Source organism: Gilliamella sp. WF3-4 (genome assembly GCF_001690275.1).
Lineage (GTDB): Bacteria > Pseudomonadota > Gammaproteobacteria > Enterobacterales > Orbaceae > Gilliamella > Gilliamella apicola_C.
In genome coordinates, this window is record NZ_LZGW01000031.1 from 1 (window position 1) to 4753 (window position 4753).

Genomic DNA, 4753 nt, shown 5'->3' on the forward strand with positions numbered 1-4753 from the left:
GTTATACCATGTAATTTAGCCCAGTTGGTAAAGGTTTTTCCTGTAAATTCTGGCCCATTATCGACCCGTATTTTTAATGGATACCCATGATATTCGGCCAGTTTATCTAAGTAACGGGTAATCCTTCCTGCGGGTAAGCTTACTGCAATATCAATACCTAACGCCTCACGATTAAAGTCATCGATGACATTGAATGTCCTAAAGCGACGTTGATTACGACTACTGTCACTCATAAAATCCATTGACCAACATTCACCTTGTTTATTGGGAACTAATAACCTTTCTGGGCATCGTGGAGGAATGCGTTTTTTACGCTTTACCCTGAGATTAAGCTTTAATTCACAATACACCCGATATATCCGTTTATGATTCCATTGATAGCCGAGCTTTCTGATACGATTAAAACATTTAGGAAAGCCCCAGCGTAAATGCCTATCTGTGATAGCATTCAACACCGAAACAATCACTGAATCATCCTGTAACTTAGGTTGATAATAGTAAGCACAACGGCTTAAGCCAACAATAGCACAACTCATAACAATAGTAACCGAATGATTTTGTTGTAGTTGCTGTGCCCACGTTTTACGTGACTTTGTGGGCACTAAAGCTTTTTTATGATTTCTTCCTGAAGCTGGGATTTTAAGCTCAGTTCGGCAAACATCTGTTTAAGCTTACGGTTTTCCGCTTCCAGCTCCTTTAAGCGTTTGATATCCGACGTTTCCATTCCGCTGTATTTTTCTCGCCATTTATAGAAAGTTGAATTACCCATGCCATATGTACGGCACAACTCTTTAACGGGTACACCTGCCTCTGCTTCTTTTAAAATAGCGACGATTTGATGTTCAGTCATTTTTTTCATAATTAAATCCTCTTTTACTTTTATCATAGAGAATTTTCTACTTTTTTGCTGTACTATTTTAGGGGGTAGTTACAAAAATAGCCTACTCAAGCTGCTGTATTTAGGGTTGCAAAATGCGGAGAAAAAATGGACAATGCCAATCCAAAATTGGAATTTAGCATTGTCACAATTGATGATATTTTTTCCTAATCGCCTTGATAAGGTAATCTCTTTGTGAATTAAGCTGACACAGAATTATGAACAGTCTCACTTCGTTTTGTAAAAATAATTCAGGAGTCTATACCGTTTGTTTTGTTTTTTTGTTTGGTTGGATTTGATTTTGGGTTATTGTTTAGTGTTTTGATATTAATGTTTTATTAGACTTTTGTTTTATTGGAATTATAGGATTTAGTGACGGTGTTAACCGTCACCTTTAACTTGCTAATATGTAAAATTCAAGATGGAATTAATCTAACTGGGCTGATAACGATTGTCTTTAATAATATAAGGCTCCGCTATTTCATTCCATACCACCTGAGCCATTTTTTGCCATTCGGTTGGATTACTCTGCTTTGCAATATAATCCCTTATTAATTTTACAGATTGGTTAAATTGTTCCTTGTCCAACTCGACAAAAGAATAAAACTTTAAGTATTCTCCTTCTTCCGATTTTATGATTTCATGTAATTTAGGATAGTTAGGTAAAAATACTGCATCTAGCAAATCACCAAAGGCATCCCAATAGCTTCCGTTTACATATGTTGATTTAAATTTATCTTCAATTTTTTCTATTGAATCATCCCGACTAAAAATTATAGATGCACCCATTGTATTACCTCATAATAAGGATTTTATTTTGTTGCGCTTTAGGCAAGGTTTTTACATAATCTAGAAATATTTTTTGATTAACTGGGGTTAATACTCTAAAGTCAACTGGAACAAAATCAGCTTTTTTCAAATGATCCTGGATAACGATTTTCCCGTTACCTATGCTCATATTTTTTTCATAAAATTTATTTAAACCATCAATTTCCTTTTGTGACAATTTGTCAGTTGTATACATTGCATCAACAGTTTTACCTTTATTGGGACCTGAAGTAATAATAAAGTCTGGTGAAGAACCAGTTGTGGCTCCTTCAGGCGGCGTATAACGCTCCATTTTACCTAATACTGGCTCAAGCTGCGCTGCAGCGGCTGCTTCAGCGGGTTTTAATTTACCACTACTGCCTAAATCTGGCGTATTGAGACGGTTTTGTACTTCAAGCGGTGTTTGATTGATTTTTACTTCATTCAAACCTTCACTATTTTTTATTACTTGTGGACTCGTCACTTTTCCAACCCGTAATAGCTTACTACCACCAAAAATTTTATTTATCTTAGGGAGCGTTATAGTTCCTGTAAGACCATGAAGCATTATCATGCTACCCATAGTCATACTAGCCATCGATCTAGCTTCTTTTTCATCATAGCCAAAACGCTTATAACTTTCTACATATCCTTCATAGATAGCTTGTGATTGATTTGCTTCTGGTGTGTTTGACGTTCCCTCTAATAAGTGTTTTATTTCTAAATAGCCATTTTGTTGTTCTAGTTTGTTATAATAATAATTTACATATGTTCTTAGCGCATCATAAGCTTTTTGGCGCTCTATATGACAACCTTCACTATTTACATCAACACAAGCTTCTAATAATGCATTTGTTGAGCTTTCATCTTTAATTCTAAGCTCCACTAACTTTTGCTTTTCGTCTTCAGTTAATAAACCTTCTTTTTCTTTATATTCTAAACCTACTTTATCTTGATGATCGGAAGAATTTAAATAGTTATTCTCAACCGCATTTTTACTGGCAGCAATTGAGGCACCCATATCACCCACATCACCACCCATACTGGCCGCTGCAAGGCCTGCGGCCAGTTGCGATAATGCGCTGACGTTTTGTTTTTCTGCTTCGGTGAGGTCTTTGATGTCTTTCTTTTTACCATCATCATCTTTATAAAGGTTGCGAATGGCTTCTGCGGCAAGTTCGCCACTTACTGCTCCTGCACCACCTGCTAGGCCTGAGTTGCCTTGTAGTTCGGCTATAGTGCCCGCTAATATGGCGTGAGCCGTTAAACGAGCTACTTCGTTATCCCCTGCATGTATTTTAATTTGCTCTGCTAGCCATGGTGCGCTAGCACCTGCAAGACCACCCGTGATGTCGCCAGCGATGATGCCGCCACTGACCGAGATATGGCTAACGTTGAATTCCGCTTTGTTTTTGATGTCACTAAAGCTAATGGTGCCTGTGTCAAATTAATGAAAAAATAAAATCTGCATTAGCTATATACTTGCAAGTTAAAATCTAACTTGAAATGAAATCGATTTACTCTACAAGTAACACTAAAAAACTTTTTGTTTTTCCTCCTACTACAGTATGGATAACTTCCTCCGCCCAAAAAGGAAAAATAGTCTCATCAAATTCACTCAAAATTCGATCTTTTTCTTTAGGATAACAACTCAGCATTTTTGTAAAATTTTCTATAACTAATATGTATCCATCATATTGATCTATCCACGTTAAATCTCTCATCCAATCGTTATAAGCATCAATACTCGTTGTGTTAGAAAATATACCGGATGGAAACTGGAAAGCTACAATTATTGCATTCATATAATCACTAATAGTAGAAATAAGTGATCCATCAATTTTTGCAAAAAAATAATTTTTGCAATTCAGATTTTCAATATATTGATTTTCTTCTTCTTTATTAATATAAATAATTTGGTTTTTCATTTTTAATAATCTCTATTTAGTTACTTTTATAAATGTTTGATAATGATTATTTGTGTAATAAACAGAACCATTGCTTCCTCGAACAAATCTTTCGGCATCTCTAGTTTGTCCTTGAATTTTATTATTGACATCAAATTCTCTATAAGTGATTGGGTTTCCATTGCTATCAACTTTAGGTAATTTATTATCACTATTTTTAAATATTCTTCCAGCATTAGTTCCTGGGGTCTGACCATTAAAATTACCATTCCAACCATTCTTTTCATATTGTGAGAATGTGTTTTTAACATTATTTGGAAGCTCATCAAGTTTCTTTTCTTTAATCTTCTCGGTTGAATTAGATTTATTATTGTTCTTGTCATCATCAGGCGGTAATCCTGGGGCTCCTCCAGCGACAACACTTCCAGAGCCAGCAATATTATTACTGTCTGAAGAGCCATCAACGCCGTTGTTTTGTGAAGTACTTGAATTACTTTCTTGCCCATGAATTAGCGGTATTCTGTCTGCAAAATCAGCGATAAGAAAATCATTTTTATTTTTATTTAGAAAATCTATTTGTTCTTCAGTCAAACTAGCTATAGCAAATGAATCACCACTTCTAATCGCATTAATAGCATTAGTTTTATCATTCTCACTAAGGCTATTAACCACAGATATACCTAATAATGCAGCTAAACCTGTTCCAGCAACATAGTTTGCGCAAACCGAAATTCTTACGCAAATCATCCCTCCAGCTCTAACTACAACTGCTGCGAAGTTATTCTCAACTGCATTCTTACTCGCAGCAATCCCCGTATTCACATCTTGGATATCTCCACCAGATGCTGCGATGGCAAGACCTGTAGCTAGTTGGGATAGTGCGCTGATTTTTTGTCGCTCTTCTTGCGATAACTCTGTGACTGCTTTATCCGGATATAAAATGCCCGCTATGACTTCAGCACTACGTTCACTCGCTGCTGCCCCTAAACCTCCCGCTAAGGCTGAGTTGCCTTGTAGCTCAGCAACTACTGCGCCCAGTATAGCATGGCTAATTGTGTTGGCGACGGTGTTTCCTTCTGTCTGTTGTTTGATTATGGTGGCTATCTTCGGTGCTAATGCCCCCGCAACAGCCCCTGTCATGTCGCCCGTGATTAGCCCATTA

The 4753-nt window shown here is 36.6% G+C and carries 6 protein-coding genes and 1 pseudogene; 1 reads left to right on the forward strand and 6 read right to left on the reverse strand.

Going from position 1 to position 4753, the window contains the following annotated elements; translation table 11 throughout:
* Both A9G47_RS07125 and A9G47_RS07130 read right to left on the reverse strand, forming a co-directional pair.
* Positions 1–602, reverse strand: a 602-nt coding sequence (locus A9G47_RS07125) for a DDE-type integrase/transposase/recombinase (RefSeq protein WP_065642542.1), incomplete at its 3' end; no start/stop codon positions are given.
* Entirely contained in the window at positions 602–859 is a 258-nt protein-coding gene (locus tag A9G47_RS07130) for a transposase (RefSeq protein ID WP_065642543.1), read from the reverse strand. The genes A9G47_RS07125 and A9G47_RS07130, both read right to left, overlap by 1 nt.
* A 73-nt stretch (positions 860–932) precedes the next feature.
* Between A9G47_RS07130 and A9G47_RS14650 the strand changes: the two are divergent.
* Positions 933–1076, forward strand: a pseudogene (locus tag A9G47_RS14650) (IS256 family transposase); the annotation flags it as partial.
* 233 nt (positions 1077–1309) lie between these two features.
* Here A9G47_RS14650 and A9G47_RS07135 read toward each other — a convergent pair.
* From A9G47_RS07135 to A9G47_RS07150, 4 genes are all read right to left on the reverse strand, one after another.
* Positions 1310–1666, reverse strand: a complete 357-nt coding sequence (locus tag A9G47_RS07135; RefSeq protein ID WP_065642544.1) for a hypothetical protein — start codon at positions 1664–1666, stop codon at positions 1310–1312.
* Between the two features lie 4 nt (positions 1667–1670).
* Positions 1671–2846, reverse strand: a complete 1176-nt coding sequence (locus tag A9G47_RS07140) for a VENN motif pre-toxin domain-containing protein (protein WP_335340266.1) — start codon at positions 2844–2846, stop codon at positions 1671–1673.
* Positions 2847–3201: 355 nt separating this feature from the next.
* The gene (locus A9G47_RS07145) at positions 3202–3612 is read right to left on the reverse strand and encodes a barstar family protein (RefSeq protein ID WP_065642546.1); all 411 of its coding nucleotides are present in this window, start codon (positions 3610–3612) and stop codon (positions 3202–3204) included.
* A gap of 12 nt (positions 3613–3624) precedes the next feature.
* A partial coding sequence (locus tag A9G47_RS07150; RefSeq protein WP_141674834.1) for a VENN motif pre-toxin domain-containing protein occupies positions 3625–4753 on the reverse strand: 1129 nt, incomplete at its 5' end.